A 19,426-nucleotide genomic window follows, 5' to 3' on the forward strand; every position below is an offset into this window, starting at 1 on the left:
GGTCACGAATTGTTCGGCTCGTCCCACGGGAACACCGGCGCGGGGCGCTCCACACGACGCGCCTTGGCGGCGGCGGCCAACTCCAAGATGCGGTCGTGCTCGACTTTCTTCTTGTCCAGGTACGCCTGCTTCGCGCGGGCGCGCATGTCGTCGGTGATAGGCTCGCCGCAAGCCGGGCACGCATCGTCGAGCAGGTTGATGGCACCGCCGCAGGCGGCGCAGGTGCCGTGCTTGTCGTAACACTTGCCGCAGCGCGAGCAATCGGTGCACGCGAACGTCATGACCCACCATCTCCTAACGCATTTGCGAGAACATGAGATCGCCGGTGCAACGACCACGTTGCACCGGCGGCGAAAAGGTGGTCGGCGCTGCCCGCGGGGGACGGACGGCGCCGACCGGAGAACGTAACGCTAGCGGTACAGCGCCAGATGGCCTTCGGTGGTGTCGGCCAGCTGCTTCATCTCCTCGAGCTCGCCGACGTGCAGGGCCTTCGAGATGCAGATGGCCGCGCACGGCGCGTTGCCCTCCTCCTTCTCCAGGCAGTTCGCGCACTTGTCCAGGCGGTACGCGTACGGCGACATGAACATCTCGTGGCGGCCGTCCACCACGTCGGGCTTGCCCAGGAAGCAGCGCATGTACGTTTCCGTGACGGGCAGCTGGTAGTAATCCTGACACGCGAGCTGGCAAGCGGAGCAGCCCACGCAATAGTCGAGCTCAACGAGCACGCCAATTTTCTTAGCCATGGTTCATCCCTTCATCTTCGTCGAATGTCTTTTGCCGTCACGCTATTCGGTGAACTTCGAAATCTTGCACAGGCTGCTGCGCATGGGGGCGGCGCCGAAGCCGGGGTCGGATCCGTCGGCCGTGGTCAGCACGTTCGGGTTGGCTTCGTTCCAGCTGTAGCCGGGCAGGTTGAGCTCCTTGCATTCGTGCTTGTAGTTCGGACGGCACATGCTCACGGCACCCTTGATAACGCCCTTGGATATGCGGGCCTTGGCCTTGATCTTGCCGCGCAGGCTCTCCACCCACAGCCACTCGCCCTCGGAGATCTGGCGCTCACGCGCGTCTTCCTCGTTGAGCTCGATGTAGGGCCACGGCTCCAGGATGCGCTGGTGGGCGATGTTCGTCCAAGCGGAGTGGTAGAACGCGTAGTCGCGGGCGCCGGTGGTCAGGCACAGGTCGTATTCCTTGTACAGGTCGGGCGTGGAATAGGGGCTCTCGAACGGCTCGTTGTAGCTGGGCAGCGGGGAATCGTAGCCGTAGGAGGGCATCTGCTCGGAGTACACCTCGATGCGCATGGTGGGCGTCTGGAACTTCACGAGGCCCTTCTCATGCTGCCGCGTCGTGCGGTTCTCGCCGCCGTACTCGATGAAGTAGCCTTGCTTCGCCGCCACCTCGTAATCGGTGATGGGCTCCTTGCCGTTGGGAATGAGGTGGAACTCGTTCAGACGCCACAGCTGCATCTCTTCGGAGCTGTTCCACGGCCAGAGCTCGGGATCGAAGCGCTTGCCCAGGTTGCGCATGAAGTCCCAGTCGTCCCACGCCTCGCCGGGGGCCTTCACGGCCTTCTGCGGGATGTTGAACGGGCACGGCTCGGGATAGAGCTCCTCGTCGAAGTTGCCCACGCGCTCGGACCAGTGCGCGGCCGGCAGCACGATGTCGGCAAGCTCGGCGCCCGGCGTCATGAAGTAGTCCATGTTCACGTTGAGCTCCAGCACGTCGGACAGCAGCGCCTCGTGGATCTTCGTGGCGTTCTCGAAGCAGCCCAACGGGTCGTTGGCCACGGAGATCATGACCTTGACGGGCCACGGCTCGCCGGTGAGCATGGCGTCCCACACGTCGTTGGGGATGTTGGCGTTGCCGTACACCTGCGTGTACATGGGGTGCTTGTCGTAGCCCAGGCGCAGCTTGGGAGGCACGCGGTCGTACGCGGTGATCTTCGGGTCGAGCATGAACTCCCAGAACGTGTTGAAGTAGATGCCGCCCTTGTCGTCCAGCGGCGGGTTCAGCAGAAGCTGCAGGATGGTGATGGCGCGGCCGGACTGCAGCGCGTTCGACGTCATCATGCAAGCGCCCAGGTACGCGGTCAGAAGCGACGGCTTGTCGTCGGTGGGGTTCGTGATGATCTCGAACATCTCCAGGATCTTCTCGACCGGGGTCCACGTGACGGCGGAAACCTTCTCGGGCGTCCAGACGGCGACCTCGTCCTTGTACGTTTCCAAGGCGGTCTTGCACGTCTTCTTGCTGCCGTCCTTGAGCTCGACCTCGAACGCTCCCATGAGCGTGGGCTTCACGCCGTCGCGGTCGAAGCTCTCGCTTTCGGGGCGCCAGATGGCAATGCCGCCGGCATTCTTGTCCCACACCACGTAATGCTCGTCGGACCCGTCTTCCACCAGGTCGGACTCGCGCAGCATCATGCGGGCCTCGTTGTCCACGAGGAACGGGGCGTTCGTCCACGTGGTGAGCATCTCCTCGGCGGCCAGGAACTTGCCGCTTTGGAACATGAGGTTGGTCAGGCCGAGCGCCAGCGCGCCGTCGGTGCCGGGACGCACGGGAACCCACAGGTCGGCCTTCGCGGCGATGTCGCGGAACACGGGGTCGACCACCACGACGCGCGAGCCGTTGCGCTTGGCGTCCATGATGCGCAGGCCGCTGTACTGGCGCGAGCGGATGGGGTTCGTGCCCCACATGACGATGGAGCCGGCGTTGCGGTAGTCGCACGCCTCATGCGGGTGGAACATGCGCCCGTAGGTCACATGCGTCTGGGCCAGGTTCGGCAGCAGGCACACGTGCGTCGGCCACACCTTGCCGCCGCCGTTCCACGTGTTGTTCAGGCGGTCGAGGAAGTGGTTCGAACCGCGGCCCGTGCCCTGCGAGATGATGACCGACTGCGGGCCGTACTGGTCGATGGTCTCGCGGATCTTCTTCTCGATGATGTCGAGGGCCTCGTCCCAGGTGATGCGCTCCCACTTGCCCTCGCCGCGCTTGCCGGCGCGCTTCAGGGGGTACTTGAGGCGGTCGGGATGCGCGTGGATCTCCTGCGCGGAGAACGCCTTGACGCACAGGATGCCGTCGTTCACCGGGTTGTTCGGATCGCCCTCGACGCGCACGATCTCGTCGTTGTCGTTGACCGTGAGAATGACGCCGCACTTGGAATGGCAGTCGAAACAGACGGTCCTGACTTTCTTCTCCATGATGTACCTCCGTTTTCATCTCTCTCGTCGCTTCGCAGGCAGGGCCGTGCGAAGAAAACCTTGCGTGCCACCGTGCCCTGCGCCCGAGGGCGTTCCCCTTCCGTCAACGGGCGCAGCGCGCGGCGGGCCGTGCGGCTAGAACGTCTTGTCCTTCGTCTCGGGACCGAACAGGAATACCAGCAAGCCGGGAATGATGACCATGGCGGCGGCTATGTACATGGTCACGTACACGCCGAAGCTGGTCATGACGCCGGCCAACACGATGGGGCCGACGATGGAACCCATGCGCCCCCACGAGGTGGCCAGGCCGTTGCCCGTGGTGCGGATGCTGGTTTCGTACAGCTCGGGCGTGTACAGCGCCAACATCATGGCGTTCAGATACTTGCCGAACTGGTAAAGCACGCCGGTGACCAGCAGCATGACGAGCGTGGTGGACGCGCCGTAGGCGATGCCGAAGATGGACGTGCACAAACCGGCGATGAGGAACGTCTTTTTGCGCCCGAACTTCTTGGCAGACCAGCTGGTGAAGAACCAGGCCGGGATACCGCCCAGAATGCCGATGGTCACGAAGCCGGTGGACTGCACCACGTCGAAGCCCTTCTCGATGAGGATCGTCGTGAGCCAAGTGGTAAGGCCGTAGTCGCTGAACATCGAAATGAACCAGATGAAGAAGCACAGCACGGTGACCTTGAGGTACTTGGAGCTGAACAGGTCCTTGAACGACGCCTTGACGTTCGTGCGCTCGATGATCTCAACCGGCGGCAGTTCCTTGTGCCGCGCGATGGCCTCTTGCTCGAACTTCGTGCAGATGGCGTCGGCCTCCTCGTAGCGGCCCTTCGCCTCCAGCCACAACGGCGACTCGGGACATATTTTCACGATGCCGATGATGAACAGCGCGGGCAGGGCCTCGGCCAGGTACACGCCGCGCCAGTCGAAGTGCGGCAGGATGAGCACGGTGAGCACGCCCGCCACGGCGAAACCGACCGGGGTCATGAGCTGGTAGAGCGTCATGAACTTCGGACGGTCCTTGCCCGACACGATCTCGCTCAGGTAGCTGAGCGCGACCGGGAACTGGGCTCCCAGGCCGAGACCCAGGATAAAGCGCATGGTGAACAGGTAGTAGATGTTGGGCGAGAACACGAGCGCGAAGCCCGCGCACCCCCAGATGAGCATCGAAACGATGATGGTCTTCTTGCGGCCCACCTTGTCGGCGATACGGCCGGCGACGATGGCGCCGAAGAACATGCCCAAGAAGCAGATGGACGAATAGTATCCGCCCGTGGCGGCATCCATGCCGAAGTACTCGCGGATGGTCGGCATCAGAAAGCTGGTGCCGCCCAGGTCGATGGTCTCGGCGAACCAGCCCATGAGCACGAAGAAGATGATAAGCGCCGTATGTGGCGATGTCGGGATGCGATTCATACGATCGGCTACCGAGACATGCCCCTCCCCTTTGGCTGCAGGCGGTGCGGAACCACCGGCGGCGACGGCATCTGCCATACGATCAACCTCCTCTAGATTCGATTTCCCCTTGCCGCATCGACAGGCGCGATGCGGCCGAATTGGAGCGGTAGTGCGCGCTCCCCCTTTCCCCGCTCTCTCCGCGTCAACCTTGTTCGCCCAAGATACGCGGCGCGGAAGCGGCGGTCGATCAATGGCTCGTTGCGGCGGTTAAACGAATTGAGAAGGCGTGGAAAAAGCGCATAGATCGCCATGACCTCGATAAACGAGGCCGTGATTCCGCTGCTGCCGTGTAGGGGCGCTCTCCAGAGCGCCCGCTCGCGCAAAGCGCGAGAACGCGAGCCGCGGTCGCTTTCCGGCTGCGCCGGAACGGGCGCTCTGGAGAGCGCCCCTACGGGCAACCGGGAAGATCTTCTACACCAGCTCGTACGTGTCGAGGTACCGGGGTTGCAGGCTCTTTTCGGCCACCGTCTTCTTGATGTAGTTCACCACCGCCTCCACATGCGGACGCGCACGGTTCTCCGGCGTGGCCAGCAGGCCGAACTCCGTGCTGAAGAACCCCTCGGTGGGCACCGTGACCACCCGGTCGGGCAGCGTGCGCAAGCCTTCGACGAGCTTGGGTGCGAACCCCACGGCCTGATGCTCCAAGATCTGCACGAAGATGATCGACCCGGCGTTCGTCACCGTCTTCACGTTGTCTTCCAAGATGTAGTCGTCGAGCGCGTCGCCCAGCACGGTGTCCTTGTAGCGCGCGACCGGATAGGGGTCGATGTCGCGAGGACGCACGACTTCTTGCTTGGCCAGCGGAGAGAACGACGACACCATGGCCACGAGCGGCGAGGTGAACAGCGGCTCGTACACCATATCGCGCTCCTCCACGAGCTCGTCGACGTAGCTTCGGTACTTTTCCGTCATGGGCAGCGAGATGATGCCGAACGACTCCTCCCGATCGCGCGACAAGATGTGCGGCACGATGCGGTAGATGTTCGACTCGTTGAGCTTCACCTCGAACGAGAACTGCCCGGGCCGTTGCAGGTTCAACAGCGAGATAAGATACTGCGACACGCACGAGGTCACCGTGATGCGCACGATGCCCTTCGACGGTGCCATATCGGCCAGCTTGTACTCGGTGAGCGACCCACGCGCCTCGTCGTACAGCTCGACGATACCGTCGATGCGACGGCTGAGCTCCTCGCCGGCGGGCGTGAGCGCGATCATGTTGTTCTGATAGGTCATGAGCGTGACGCCGAAGTCCTTCTCGAGCTGGTGCAAAGCCCTGCTCAACCCCTGTGGCGTCATGAAGTAATGCGCGGCTGTTTTGGATATCGACAGCGTCCGCGAGAAATCCTTGAAATAGTACAGGTACTCAATGTGCATTGCGACCACACCTTCTCGTCTTCCCCAAAACGTATGTGTGCAGTACCCGGACGCGACGACCGCGGATAGTCTCCCCAGTCTATCCGACGGTCGTCGCGCTCGCAATTTCTTGATAAGGGTCGTCAGGTTAACGATTGGGCCCCCTTGACTGCCCCTTATGCGCCCGGGGCGGGCGGTTTCGGCTGCGGCGGCGTCGCAGGAGCTCCGGGCACTTGAGCTGCGCCGGGCATGGTGGGCACCGCCGGAGCATCGGGCCCCGGCAACGGCTCCTTGCAGAACGGGCACGTTACCGGGCGGAAGTTCGGCGATACGATTTTCTTACCGCAGGCTGGGCAAATGAGTGGACCCGACGTGGTATCCGGCGGTCTGAAGCACATGGCAATCCCCTTTCCCCCTCGCGCGTCAGCGTCGAGGAATGTCGTTCGGCTTTTTCACTATATGAAAATGCCGAGCGGGGGACAAACAACGAACGATCCCACTCCCATCAACCGTTTGTTGCGCGGAAAGTCGACCGCAGAACGTTGCGAAGGGCGATTTTGTCATCGATTTGTCAACTCGCGCGATCGTCGCACCGGCGCGCGGGCCGCACGGTCAAGACACAGGTCACGCAGGCGTCGGCGTCGTTTAGTGCTCGCGCAACGCGCCGTTCTTCAGCACGAGGGTGACCTTCGTGCCAACGCCCAGCTCGCTCTCCACTTCCATGCGCGTGCCCGACCCGAAGTAGCCGCAAATGCGATCGTGAACGTTCTTCACGGCGATGCCGCATCCGGTGGACGATTCGGGGTGCAGGATGTTCTGGCGCGCCTCCTCGTTCATGCCCACGCCGTCGTCCGCCACGCACACCACGACGTCGTCGCCTTCGACCACGCCCGTCACGGCGATGGTGAGCTTGCCCTCCGAGGGCATGGCGTGGCGCACGGCGTTCTCCACCAGCGGCTGGATAAGGAAGGGAGGCACCATCATGTCGTCGACGGCCGGCTCGATATCCACTTCCATGGCCACGCGGTCCTCGCCGAAGCGCGCGATCTCGAACGTGAAGTAGCGCTTCGTCTGCTCCATCTCGCGCGCGAACAGGATGAGGTCGGCCGAGTCCTCCAGCGTGCGGCGGTAGAACACGGCGAACTCGCGCAGCAGCACGCGCGCCTTCTCCGGATTCGTGCGGATGAGCGAGGCGATGGTGTTGATGGTGTTGAACAGGAAGTGGGGGTTGATCTGGCTCTGCAGCGCTTTCAGCTCCATGCTGGTGGCGAGCTTCGTCTGCTCTTCCAGCGCCGAGGCCGCCATCTGGGTGGACAGCAGCCGGCCGAAGCCCTCGGCGATGGACTTCTGCGTCTCGCTGATGTGGCGGGCGCGGCGGTAGTAGAACTTGAGCGTGCCCTCCACGGTGTGCCCCACCACGAGCGGCACGATGATGGCGGCCTTGATGGTGGACGATCCGGACGGGAAGCCTATCTCCTCGGGCGTGAACAGGATGCGCCCCCGGCCGTCGGCGAGCGTGGCGTGCGTGGCGTGCGTGCGGATGACGCTGCCGGACGGATTGTCCGCCTCCTCGTAGCCGGCGTATCCCAGGATATGGTCCTTGTCGGTCACGGCCACGGCGATGGCGGCCGTGGACGGCAACAGCAACTGGCAGATGCGCTGAGCGGCCTTCTCGGTCATGCCGTCCTTCATGCAGTCGAGCGTTTGGCTGGCCAGCCGCAGCATGGCGTCGGACTGGCGCGCGCGCACCGAGTCGGGGTCCATGATCAGGCGAATGACGACGACCAGGGAAAACGTGAACACGATGCCGGCAACGATAAGCACGCCGATGCTGCGGTACGGCGAGATGGACGACCATATGAGCACGAGGCCGGCCAGCACCGTGATGGTGAACATGCCCATTTCCAGCGTGAAGAAGCGGGGCAGCGCGGGCTTGGCCTCCGTCGCATCCTGTTGGACCTGTTGCAAGGCGAACCTCCTCGTCGAGGGTGAGGGCACCATCCTACCAGCAACCGGCGCGATATGCACGTCCCCGTTGCCTTTTGCCGCGTTCGTTCTTTCGTTTGAGCCGGCGGGGAGGCGCGTCGCCCTTTATCCCAAAACCCCCATCTCGTTCAGCGCGAGCACGGCGGCGGCCACGATGAGGAACCCGCCGAAGATGAAGCGCAGCGTGCGCTCGGGCACGAGGCGCACGAGACGCGCGCCGATGACGGCCCCGGGGATGGAGCCGATCGCCACGGCGATGCCGGCCAGGTAGTCGATGTTGCCCAGCAGCCCCTGCTCGATAGTGCCGGGAATGGCAAGGAGCATAACGGCGATGAGCGATGTGCCGGAGGCCTGCTTCATGGATATGCCCACGAGCGAGAGCATGAGCGGCACCATGATGAACCCGCCGCCGACGCCCACGTACCCCGAGGCCAAGCCCGCGCCCAGCCCGATGGCCGCCCCGATGAGCAGCTGCTTGCGCGTGAGCTTGGTAGACTCGTCGGCACCGGCCGGAGAAGCCGCCGCAGGTCCGCCAACGTCAGCGAGGGTTTCCGCAGTGCCCGATATCGTGGGGATGGCGGAGGCGCCGCGTACTTCGGTACGCAAGTCTCCGGCATCGCCGCGAGATCGGGTGCTGCGGGAAGCCGCAGCGTCGGCAGCTTCCGTCGGCCGAGAGGCCGGCGGAACCGCAGAGGGCTTCATCTTCCAAGCCTTGCGCAGCATGTTCACCGCAGAATAGCCGATGATCAGCGCGGCGGCCAACATGACCAGCCATGCGGGCGATATCGTGGCGAGCCACACGCCGATGGGCGAGGTGCAAGCACCGCCCAAACCCGCGGCAATGCCGAGCGACGGGACGCACGTTTTGTGCCGCACGTGCGAAACCGCGCCCGAGATGGACGTGGGTATGATGGTGAACAGCGACGTGGCCGTGGACATGATGGGGCTCATGCCGAAGGCCAACCGGAATATCGGCACCAGGACCGTGCCTCCGCCGATGCCCAGCATGCCCGACAGGATGCCGATGCCGATGCCGACGAGGGCGGGTAAAACGAAAGTAGCAAAGATGTCCATAGACGCGCCTGCCAATTCCCTACCAGATCAACGATATGCACGCGTCCCAGTGTAACGGAAACAGCAAGACGCGCACGTCAAAGGCGCGTCAATTCCGCGAACGTCAAGCCTGCGTTGCCCGCGTGCCTATTCCGCGATGTTCAGACGGATCTCGCTCGTCACGCCGGGGTCGATACCCGCCGACGCCGCACCGGCCGCCGCAGCCTGACGGGGAGCGTCCACGCCGGCCTGACGCTGGGCCGCCGACTTCAGCAACGCCGTGCGCAAGATCTGGTCGTTCTCCATTCGCGCCATGAGCTCGGGCCACACGAACTGGAACTCGAAGTACTTCGAGCAGTTGCGCTGGGCATACGTGGTGGCCTCGCCCGTGGCGGCCTTCGCCGCCTTGCGGTAGGCCTTCTTGTCGGGACGCGCCAGGCTGCGCAGAAACGCCGTCAGGCGGATGCGCCGCGTGATGCCGGGCTCGAGGAACGGACCCGGATACGGCTCGAGCGACGAGGGTTTCACCTGCAACAGGTCGATCTGCGTGCGGCTGTACTCCATCTTGCGGAACTCGTAGAGCCAGCGGAAGATGTCCTGGCGGAAGCGCGTTCCCTCGCTCTCGGTCTCGGGCGGCAGGTGGCGCAAGCTCCACTGGTTGTCGAGCCAGATGTCCGAGCCGTACATGCGCAGGTCGAGCATGTAGTCCAAATCCTCGCCGCGCGCGATCCACGGGTCGAACGACAAGCGCTTGAACGCCTCCTTGTGCAGCGCGAGGCAACCGCCGCACACGTGGTTCGAGCGCGACAAGCGCGGGCCGCGCATGGCCTTCGCCATCATCTTGTTGAACGCCTTGCCCTGTTGCCAGAAATGGTTGTACCACCTGTCCTGGCTCTTCGAGAAAAACGTTCCCTCAGAGTTGTAGTAGAAGCCGGTTTTGGCCAATATGGGGATGCCCTTCTTCGTGAGCTTGCCCAAACCGTACATAGCCTTCTGCAAGAAGTCGGCATCGTCCACGACCTCGTCGTCGTCCAGGAACACCACGGAATCGAAACCGAGCGTGTTCGCCACCACCAGGCCCAGGTTGCGAATGGCCCCGTAACCCGACAGGCCGATCTCCTTCGACAGCTTGCCCAAGCCCAGCTGCTCCATGCGCTGCTGGATAAGCCCGAGTTCTGGCGCTCCCACCACGGCCACGTTGAGCGACGGGTACTGGGACACCTGCGTCTGCACCTTCTCGGCCGCCTGGTTCTCGATGGAAGGCTCGCTCACCACGAGCACCACGATCTGCCCGAGACCGCGCACCTTCTGCAGCGAATGCAAGAGGCGCGGCAGCTCTCCCGGAGCCGAGATGGGAGTGGCGTGGTCGTAGGTGGTGAGCACGCTGCCGCCTTCCTTGCGGCGGCGGGCAGAGACGAATGTCGGTATGACGATAACCGGGTTCATGCGCTTCCTTCGAATCGGCGAGCCGACGGCTTCGCCTGAGCGGCCGTCGTCAAAACTGATTCATTGTACCGCGCCGTTCGCGCTTTGGCTCTGACCCCGCCTGATTACACCGAATATGCGAAGGGGGGGGGCACGCGCTGGTGATTCCCCGGATCATTTGCTTCCTTCGTAGGGGCGATCTCCAGAGCGCCCGTTCCGGCGCAGCCGGAAAAGCAACCAGCACAACGCAGGTCAGCCCTGCGAGGCCTTCGCCGGCTGCTTCACCACGTTGAAGCGCTTGAGCGCCGTGAGCAACGGCAGGCCGAGCACGTACATGACCAGCGCCTCGCCGAGGCCGGTGGCGACCAAGCCGAACAGGTACATGGGAATGTACGCCCCGTCCAGCGCGATGCTCGTGAACGGGATGGTGTAGAAGCCCAGGCCCTGCAGCAAAAGCGGAAGGTAGGCCGGCACGATGACCGCGTTCGCGATGACGGGGCCGAGCAGCGCGAGCTTCGGGCGTTTGCGCATCTTCCAGCACCACAGCGCGCCGAGGAACGTGGCCAAGCTGCCGAACACCACGTCCAACAGGCCCAACGCCCCCGTGCCGTTCACGGCCAGCGCGATGAGGTTCGCCACGATGCAGCCCACCGTGAGCCCCGGCACGGCCGCCGGCGTCAACACGGCCAACACGCACACCGCCTCCGAGATACGAAACTGCACCGGACCCCACGCCAGCCCCTGCAACAGCAGCAGCGCGACGAGCGTGGCGGCAGCGTACACGGCCGCGATCATGCCCGCTTGGGCGACGTACGACGATCTTCCCTTGTTCATGGGATGCTCCTTGTCTCCACACGGCCTATCGGCCGCGGGCTTTGGGCAACGAATAAACCGCGAGTGCAGGGCCCAACGATGCAAACACGGGACAACGATCGAGAAGAACGCGAGATTTCCACCGAACGAAGCCGCTGCGAAGTATAGCACATGCGAAACTTGGCAAGCGCATCTCGACATTTCTAAGGATAAAAGCCCGACATTTCTTAGGGTAGAACTCCGACAAAAATAAGAGTTGCCAAATACGGTAGCAAAAGGACGTCAACTTCGGTATCTCCCTTGATAGCAACGTTTATCCGCCGGGCGGCGCAAAAGTTGACGGGGCATCAAGGCGCCAGCGGGTTTTACGCCGACAGCGTTTGGGGCACCGCTTCGAGGCGGTCGAGCAGGTGCTGTTTAGAGGCGGCGCCCGTTTTGCGGTAGATGTGCTTGACGTGGGTTTTGACCGTGTCCTCGGCGATACCGAGCTCGGAGCCGATACGCGCCCTGCTGCGCCCGCGCGCCAGGAGCCTGAGCACGTCGAACTCGCGCGGCGTCAGGCCGCAGGCCCCCGCGAGGACGCAGCACCGGGCATCGACAGTATCGGTCGCGCGCATCATGCGGGCACCTGGGCCTCGTTTTTCAAACCGGCTCGGCGGTCGCGCACGGCACGAACCACGCGCAGCACCGCATAGGCCCCGAACACCACTGAGTACACGACGATGCTCGTCTGCGCAGCCTCACCGCCGCGCAAGGCCGAGGGCAGCAGCATAAGCAGCAAATGCACGTACACAAGCCCGAAGAACGGATAGGCCAAGAGCTGTACGCGTTTCCATGTGCCGGTCTTCATGCGCTTCTTCACCACGTTGAACGACGTGACCCCCAGCACCAACAACAGCGCGAACAGCACCAAAGCCAAAACGAGCGCTGCCAATACGTTGCCATCAATCCTTCCCGCAAGCAAGCGAGGCGCATAGGAAACCAAGTACATGGTCATATGGCCCAGTGACAAAATCCAGGCAACGATGGAAAGCTCGGCGCGAATAGGTCGCAACCATGTCCCTACCTTGGATTCGCGCGCGAACACGCCCAAGTACATAACCACCACGAACAGCGCCAAGGACAGCATGCACTTCTGCACCAGCACCAACAGGAGCGACCACAAAGGCCGCGGCAACGGAACGTACGCGCCGCATATGAACAGCATCACCAACGCCACAGCCAACACATAGAACAGCACCGGCCAACGCTTGACCGGGTTGCGCAAGGCGAAGCAGGCAAGGATCGTTGCCGCTAGAACGATAAGAAACTCCATGAGCTAACCTCGGTTCTTCCACCGCGTGATGTCGGCGCCAACCTCGTCGAGGACGAGCTCGCCAAGCGTAGCCAACGCGGCGTACTCGCCGCCAAAAGTCTGGCGAGGAGCCTCTTCCCGCGTCTTGTCCATGAAGAGCGGCAGCCAGCACGACGCGTGCTCGTCCCAGAACCGCGCCGCCCGTTCGCGCCATGTCTCGGCGTCGTCGACCCGCCCTTCCTGAACGGCCGCGGCGGCGCTGCCGTAGAGATACGCCAAGAACGAGAGCTCGTTCCACACGCTATCGCTCGGTTCCTTCCGCGCGTTCTTGGGCAGCACGCCCGCCTCGCGCATATGGCGCTCCACGTCGAGCGTCCGTGCCGAGCGGAACAGCGAAGGCGCGCCTTGATGGTTCTCGGCGGTGTAGCGGAACGCCGCTTCGTACGGCCAAACCGGCACGTCGTTTCCGGGAGTCAGGTACAGGATGGTATGTCCTTTGCGCAGCACGCCCTCAAAGTGAGCGGCATCGACGCCCGTAAAGCCCTCCAAGCACCTATCCGCGCGATCGCGCGCCGCTTCGGGGGCGCCGGCGTCGGACAGGCACGCAATGGCATCGTCGCGAAACGACCCGTCGGCCAAAGCCGCTGCCAGAGCCTCGTCGGGAAAGGCGAAAGCCGCCGACAGCAGCTCGCACGAGTCGGCAAAGCCCACTGCGCACCGCACCTCGTCCTCGTTCATGGGAGTCCTTTCCCCTCGTCAACCCTCTCGTTCGAACCCGCCCACCGTCCGAGCGAACGCGGAGCGGGATGGGACGGGGCCGTCGCCGCCGGAACCCTTCGGTTTTGCGCCGCCGCACGATGCTCGAGCGGCGGCGCAAGGCAGATTACTTGATATAGCTGACCTTCGGGCTCGTGCCGTCCTCTTCTTGCAGACGGGTGGCCTCACGGCTCGCAAGGTACCGCGAAACGTCGGACTCAGGATCGTCGAGGTCGCCCCAATGGCGTGCGCGGGCGGGACACAGCTGCATGCAGGCGGGAACCTCGCCGCGATCGATGAGGTTGTGGCAGAACGTGCACTTCTCCACCGTGCCCGCCTTGTGCGTGGGAGCGTCGAACTCGCCCACGACGACGTCGAGGTAGTATTCGGGCTCGGTGCTGATCAGCGTGCGCACGCCTTCGTACGGGCACGCCTTGATGCAAGACTCGCAGCCGATGCACAGTTCGTTGTCCACCCACACGATACCGTCGTCGCGCTGCTGCGTGGCACCCGTGGGGCACACGGCCAAACACGCCGGTTTATCGCAATGCTGGCATTGCATGGGCAGGAAGTCCAGCGTGCAGTCGGGGTAGGTGCCCGCGGCGCAGTCGTTGCTCGTTCCGCCCACGGTGAGCACGCGGTTGTACACCAGATCCTTCGGCAGGTTGTTGGCCACTTTGCATGCGGCGGCGCACGTTTGGCAGCCGTAGCAGCGGGTCATGTCGATAGCCATTCCGTAACGCGTCATGATCAACCACGCTCCCTACATCTTCTCGATCGCGACGGCAACGTCGTTGAACGCCTGATTCGCGCATACTTGGTTGTACTCCCTCGAGGGCAGACTGGCAAAGTGGCCGTCGATGAAGTCGTCTATCTGCCAGCTACGGGCGGAGCTTATCATCTTGCGCGGCAGGCCCGCGTTGATAGCGGCCTTCATAACCACGAAGCCCTGATCGTTGAAGAGCTTCACCACATCGCCTTCGGCAATGCCCATTTCCGCAGCATCGTCGGGGTTGATGCGCACGATGGGCTCCGGCTCGTATTCCTTCACGTACTCGCAATCCCACCACTGTGTGTGGGTATGAGTGCGCATGTGCTCGGACAGCAGGTGGAATGGGTAGGTCGCGCGATACTCGCGATCTTCGCCCGCGAACGTGGGCGTCTCCCAGTGCAGGCCTCGTTCGATGGACTCGTCCACTTCGTGGGCAGATACGTAGGCGCGTTTCACCTTGTCTTGGTACAAGTTGATGCGCCCAGTTTCCGTGCCGAACACCTCGGCCGACGCTATCTTGTCGCCTTCCGGGTAGATGCGGGCGGCCTTGTCATTCTTCAGCTTCTCAACCGTGCAGCCGACGCTCTTCCAATATTCGGTGTCGAGCAAGGTTTCGAGGTACTCCTCCTCGGTGATGTTCCAGAACTCGCCTTTGCCCATTTTCTCCAGCAGCAGGCCGAATATCTGGAAATCGGGCTTGGCCTCGCCAAGCGGTTCGACGCACTTGTCCTGCCAGAGCAAGTAGGGATGGGAGGAGAACAAGAATCCCAGATCAACCTGCTCGAACCAGTGAGCGGACGGCAGGACGATGTCGGCATGCTTGCACGTCTCCGTCATGCACATATCGGCCACGACCACGAATTCCAGTTTGTCGAACCAACCCGTCGTGTAGTCGTGGTCGCACATGGTGACCACCGGGTTCGAGCAATGGATGTAGGCGCTCTTGATAGTGAGGTCCTGGCCCAGAAGCTTGCCCGTTTCCAGCACGTCTTGAATCTGAACCGTGTGGATGAGGTTCGCCTGGCCCGGGCACGGTTTGCCCGAGGCGTCCGTCGGATAGCAGGCGGCCTTGCTGTTCGAGTACACCATTTGCGGCAGGTACTCTTCCGATTGGCCGATGGCCGCGCCGGGTTTGCCGACGTTGCCCGTCAAAAGCGACACCAGATACACGGGCCAAGCGCTGTAATGTCCGTTGCGGTAGTGGTTCATGCCCATCATAATCTCGGTGGTGACGGGGCCGTCCTCATGGTAAATGCGGGCGAGCTCGCGGATGTGGTCTTCGGTGAGACCGCAGATCGCGGCCGCCGTCGCAGGCGGGTACTGGGAGATGTGGCTCATGGCGTTCTCGTACACCGTCTGAACCTTCACGCCGTTGACGTCGGGAACGCCCTCGAGAGCGGGAGCGGTCGTCTCGCTGAAGGCGACGGCCTTGCTCGCGGCCCCGTCCCACACTGCCGGCGGATCGATGACCGTAGGCTCTCCGGTCAGCGGATCGGGGTCGCCCTTCGTAGGTTCGACGCCCAGCTCGCTCATGCGCAGGAACGTTCCATCCTCCTTGATGAGAAGGCCGCAGTTCGTCTTGTTGCGCAGCGTGTCGTCGTCGATCCAGCCGTTCTCGAACATGACGTTGAGCACGCTCAACGCCAAGGCGCCGTCGGTGCCGCCCTTCACGGGAACCCACCAGTCAGCCTTGGAGACCGTGGCGTTGTACACCGGGTCGATCACCACGAAGCGCGTGCCGTTCTCCTTGGCCTCCAAGAAGAAGTGCATGGTGTGCATGAGCGAGATCGTAGGGTTGTTGCCCCAAATGACCTGCGTTTTAGCGTTCTTGCGGTCGGTGAGCTCGTTGGCCAGGTCGATGCCGCCCGTGGCGCGCGAGCTGCCGAAGCCCACGGCGGCGTCCACATCGAGGCTGCAGTACGAGCAGCCCATGGCGTTGACGAAACGCTGGTACGCGCCCACGCTGTTGCAGGAGCCGCTCAAGGCGGCGTAATTCCCCGAACCCAGGAAGAACATGATGGCCGTGGGGCCGTACTGCTCGGTGTAGCCCTTCCACTTCTCGGCGATGGTGTCGAGCGCCTCGTCCCAGCTGATGCGCTCGAAATCACCGGAGCCGCGCTCGCCCACGCGCTTCATGGGATACATGACGCGGTTCGCGCCGTACATGCGTCCCACATGGGTCAGGCCCTTGGTGCAGATGCGGTTGTACTGGGGATCGGGCATGTCGCGCGCCGAGGTGCGTACCACTTGCCCGTCGCGCACATGCACGTTCAGGAAGCATCCGCCGCCGCAGTTGCCGCGGCACGTGCCGGAGAAAATCTGATCGGGCGATTCGGCAATACTCGAATCGACTTTATCCTTGTCGTCCGTCTTGGGCGCACAGCCCACCAGGGCGCCGGCTGCCGTGAGAGCGGCGGCCCCTTTGATGAAACTCCTGCGCGAGAAACCGCGCGGCTTCGACGTTTCCGTCATGCGATACTCCTCTCGTCCTTGTGCCGAAGCCGACGCGTGGAGTGGCTCACTGCGACACTCCACGCGTCGACCCGAGTGGCCTCACCTGCGGAGGAGCGAGGAGGGAGGGTTACCGCCCCCGCACGGCAAGGTTCGAAAAGCCATTCGCTTCCCCCAGCTTTTCGTTGCATCCCACTCTATAAAGCTTCGAGGCTAATTACGATAAACCCGAAATAAGATTTGGATTAAGTAGTTGTTAACCACGTATTAATGATTTATATGCACATCTATTACGCCTTCTGCGCCCGCTAGCTTTGCGGCTCCCGAAAGCGAGCTCTGCCATCAAAGGAATCTGCTCTGCGCAACATGAAACGCCTTTCCACTCGGGCGATCCTATAGCGCATCGGTCATCTTGTAGCCTACCCGTTGCACGGTGAGCAGGTATTTCGGCTCGGAGGGGTTCTCCTCGATCTTCTCGCGGATCTTGCGCACGAACACGGTGATGCTGTTCGTTTTCACGTCGGCCTCGCCTTTGCCCCAGATGTACTCCTGAATCTGGTTGCGCGTGAACACCTTTCCGGGGTTCGACGCCAGAAACGCAACGATCTCGAACTCCTTCGTGGTGAGCGTCACGGGCTTGCCGTGCACGAGCACCTGGTACTCGTCGAAGTGCACCTCCAGATCGCCGATGCGCGCCACGCCCTCGCGGTTGCAGCAGCGCGCGAACTCGATCGTGTCCTTGTGGCGGCGGATGTTCGCCTCGATGCGCAGCAGCAGCTCGGTGGCGTTGAAGGGTTTGGTGACGTAATCGTCGCCGCCCGCTTTGAAGCCGATGCTCTTGTCCACGATGTCGCATTTCGCCGAGAGGAAGATGATGGGGATGCGCCGCCCCTCCTCGCGTATGCGGTGGCACAGGTCGAACCCGTTGATGCCGGGAAGCATGACGTCGAGCAGCAGCAAGTCGGGTTTCTCGTCGGCCAGAACCGCCAACCCGCTCTCCCCGTCCTTTGCGCCGCAGAACTCGTAGCCGTTCTGCTCGAGCAGTTTCCTGATAGCCTCGTGCAGGTTGTCCTCGTCGTCGATGAGCATGACCTTGTACATAGTGCGTCCCTCCCCGGGCGCGCAGCAGCGCGCCCCACTCTTTTAGCCGACGATCGCGTCGGACGGTATGGTGATTGTGAACGTGCTTCCCTGCCCTAGCTCGCTTTCCACCGACACGGAAAAGCCCTGCACGGCCGCGTACTCGCGCACGAGCGCCAGGCCCAAGCCGCTGCCGTTGTACTTGCGCGTGGACGTGCTGTCCACCTGGAAGAACCGCTCGAATATGCGCTCGTGGTCCTCGGGCGCGATGCCGATGCCGTCGTCGATCATGCGCAGGCGCACGCCACCTTCGCCCACGTCGACGCGCAGTTCCACGGTGCCGCCGTCGGGGGTGAACTTGATGGCGTTGCTGGCCAGGTTCTCCAGCATGCGCTGCGTCTTTTCGAAATCACCGTTCACGAGCGGCACGTCAGACGCCACGCGCGTGCAGAACGCCACGTCGTATTTCTGGGCGAGCGGAGTCATGGTGCCCCTCACCGAGGACACGATGTCCCCCAAATCCATAGGCTCGCACGCTGTGCGGATGCTGCCCGCGTCGGAACGGGCGATATCGAGCATGTCGTTGATCATGGCCAGCAATATCTGGCTGTTCTTCTCGATCTCCTCCCACGAATGACGCTCGCTCGCGCGGTCGGGCGGACATGCCTCGCGGGAAATCTGCGCGAACGTGATGATGGACGTGAGCGGCGTGCGCAGCTCGTGGTTCACCATGGACAGCAGATCGGACTTGAACTGCGTCTCCTTGGCCAGCTCGACGTTGAGGCGCTCAAGCGTGTCACGCTGCCGCTCGAGCGCGGCGTTCGCCTTCCGCAGCTCGTCCGTGCGGCTTTCAACCTGCTCTTCCAGATGGTCGTACATCGTATGGAGCTCCGCCGCCGTGCTGTTGAACCGCTCGATGAGCCGGCTGATCTCGCGGGCGGCATGGGCGTCGTCCAGCGACACGGCCAGCCTGCCCTCGCCCATGTCGGCGAAAGCGAGTTTCATGCGATCGAGCGGGCGGAACACAAAGAACGTGGTGACCGCGTACACCACAGCCCCGATGAGCAGCGTGATGAACAGGAAGTACGCCACGTCGCGCACCACGTTGTCGCGCATGGCCTGCTGTTGCTGGTCGAGCGGGATGACGATGCTGATGGCGCCGCCCACGGAATCGAGCGTCCAACCCTCCTTCGCCTTGCCGGTGATGTCGATCTCGCCCGCCGGCTCTCCGTGGCACTCCAGGCAGCTCTTGTCCACTTCGAGCGCCTGAGCGTAACGGAAGCGCTCGACCCCCTGGAAGTCGGTTACCCCGTAATGCTCCGTGACCGCGGCGTCGGCGTTGAATTTCTCGAGCGCCTTCGTCTCGAACGCGTCGGGCTCGTCTTGAAGGTTGCGCGGGTTGAAGTTGGTGTAGCGGATGGTGTAGTCGCTGCCTTTCGAGAACAACCTACCCACGCTCTTGCCCACGCGTGAGCAATGAAGACCCTTGAATTCATATATCCCGTCCGACGTGGTGTTGATGACCGGCTGCGAGATGTCCATGAATTGCCAAACGGCGTCCATCTCGCGCGCGAACGTGCGCGCCTCCTCCAGCATGGCCGCCTCGGTCTGCCGCTGCTGCGATTGCAGATCGAACAGCACGAACATGAGAAACGACACGGCGAACACCGCAGAAAGCGCGACCAAGTAGATGGTCTTCAGGCTGACTTTTTTCATATCTCCCCCGGCGGACTGCGGCCAAGCGGCCGCCCCTCCCCGCTCGCGCAGACTTTATCACGAAAGAGG

General features: G+C 63.0%; 16 protein-coding genes. All 16 read right to left on the reverse strand.

Annotated elements, in window-relative coordinates:
• Positions 1–2: 2 nt before the first annotated feature.
• The gene (locus HCH03_RS00835) at positions 3–281 is read right to left on the reverse strand and encodes a hypothetical protein (RefSeq protein WP_185903966.1); all 279 of its coding nucleotides are present in this window, start codon (positions 279–281) and stop codon (positions 3–5) included.
• 129 nt (positions 282–410) lie between these two features.
• Positions 411–743, reverse strand: a complete 333-nt coding sequence (locus HCH03_RS00840; RefSeq protein WP_080144108.1) for a hypothetical protein — start codon at positions 741–743, stop codon at positions 411–413.
• A 42-nt stretch (positions 744–785) separates the two neighbouring features.
• Positions 786–3,194, reverse strand: coding sequence for a molybdopterin-containing oxidoreductase family protein (locus HCH03_RS00845; RefSeq protein ID WP_221687983.1), 2,409 nt, complete (start codon positions 3,192–3,194; stop codon positions 786–788).
• 135 nt (positions 3,195–3,329) lie between these two features.
• Positions 3,330–4,694 carry an MFS transporter gene (locus HCH03_RS00850; RefSeq protein ID WP_185903968.1) on the reverse strand — a complete coding sequence of 455 codons (1,365 nt, stop codon included), beginning with the start codon at positions 4,692–4,694 and terminating at the stop codon, positions 3,330–3,332.
• Between the two features lie 375 nt (positions 4,695–5,069).
• Entirely contained in the window at positions 5,070–6,032 is a 963-nt protein-coding gene (locus HCH03_RS00855) for a LysR family transcriptional regulator (protein WP_221687984.1), read from the reverse strand.
• Between the two features lie 624 nt (positions 6,033–6,656).
• Positions 6,657–8,012: a histidine kinase gene (locus HCH03_RS00860; protein WP_221688416.1), complete on the reverse strand. Its 1,356-nt coding sequence runs from the start codon at positions 8,010–8,012 to the stop codon at positions 6,657–6,659.
• A gap of 90 nt (positions 8,013–8,102) precedes the next feature.
• Positions 8,103–9,071 carry a sulfite exporter TauE/SafE family protein gene (locus tag HCH03_RS00865; RefSeq protein WP_221687985.1) on the reverse strand — a complete coding sequence of 323 codons (969 nt, stop codon included), beginning with the start codon at positions 9,069–9,071 and terminating at the stop codon, positions 8,103–8,105.
• 126 nt (positions 9,072–9,197) lie between these two features.
• Complete coding sequence (locus tag HCH03_RS00870; RefSeq protein ID WP_185903971.1) at positions 9,198–10,496, reverse strand: glycosyltransferase family 2 protein; 1,299 nt, start codon at positions 10,494–10,496, stop codon at positions 9,198–9,200.
• Positions 10,497–10,727: 231 nt separating this feature from the next.
• A complete protein-coding gene (locus HCH03_RS00875) occupies positions 10,728–11,309 on the reverse strand; it encodes a QueT transporter family protein (protein WP_221687986.1) in 582 nt (193 codons plus the stop codon).
• A 344-nt stretch (positions 11,310–11,653) separates the two neighbouring features.
• On the reverse strand, positions 11,654–11,908 hold the full coding sequence (locus tag HCH03_RS00880) for a response regulator transcription factor (RefSeq protein WP_221687987.1): 255 nt from the start codon (positions 11,906–11,908) through the stop codon (positions 11,654–11,656).
• Positions 11,905–12,603, reverse strand: coding sequence for a hypothetical protein (locus HCH03_RS00885; RefSeq protein WP_221687988.1), 699 nt, complete (start codon positions 12,601–12,603; stop codon positions 11,905–11,907). Before HCH03_RS00885 ends, HCH03_RS00880 begins: the two co-directional genes overlap by 4 nt.
• A 3-nt stretch (positions 12,604–12,606) precedes the next feature.
• Complete coding sequence (locus HCH03_RS00890; protein ID WP_221687989.1) at positions 12,607–13,320, reverse strand: TorD/DmsD family molecular chaperone; 714 nt, start codon at positions 13,318–13,320, stop codon at positions 12,607–12,609.
• 145 nt (positions 13,321–13,465) lie between these two features.
• Entirely contained in the window at positions 13,466–14,086 is a 621-nt protein-coding gene (locus HCH03_RS00895) for a 4Fe-4S dicluster domain-containing protein (RefSeq protein ID WP_221687990.1), read from the reverse strand.
• A gap of 15 nt (positions 14,087–14,101) precedes the next feature.
• Complete coding sequence (locus HCH03_RS00900) at positions 14,102–16,582, reverse strand: molybdopterin-containing oxidoreductase family protein (protein WP_221687991.1); 2,481 nt, start codon at positions 16,580–16,582, stop codon at positions 14,102–14,104.
• Between the two features lie 372 nt (positions 16,583–16,954).
• Positions 16,955–17,662 (reverse strand): response regulator transcription factor, encoded by a 708-nt coding sequence (locus HCH03_RS00905; RefSeq protein WP_080144121.1) that lies wholly within the window; start codon positions 17,660–17,662, stop codon positions 16,955–16,957.
• A gap of 42 nt (positions 17,663–17,704) precedes the next feature.
• Positions 17,705–19,357 (reverse strand): ATP-binding protein, encoded by a 1,653-nt coding sequence (locus tag HCH03_RS00910; protein WP_221687992.1) that lies wholly within the window; start codon positions 19,355–19,357, stop codon positions 17,705–17,707.
• Positions 19,358–19,426: the final 69 nt, after the last annotated feature.

Source organism: Gordonibacter massiliensis (ex Traore et al. 2017), assembly GCF_019731765.1.
GTDB classification, from domain to species: Bacteria; Actinomycetota; Coriobacteriia; order Coriobacteriales; family Eggerthellaceae; genus Gordonibacter; species Gordonibacter massiliensis.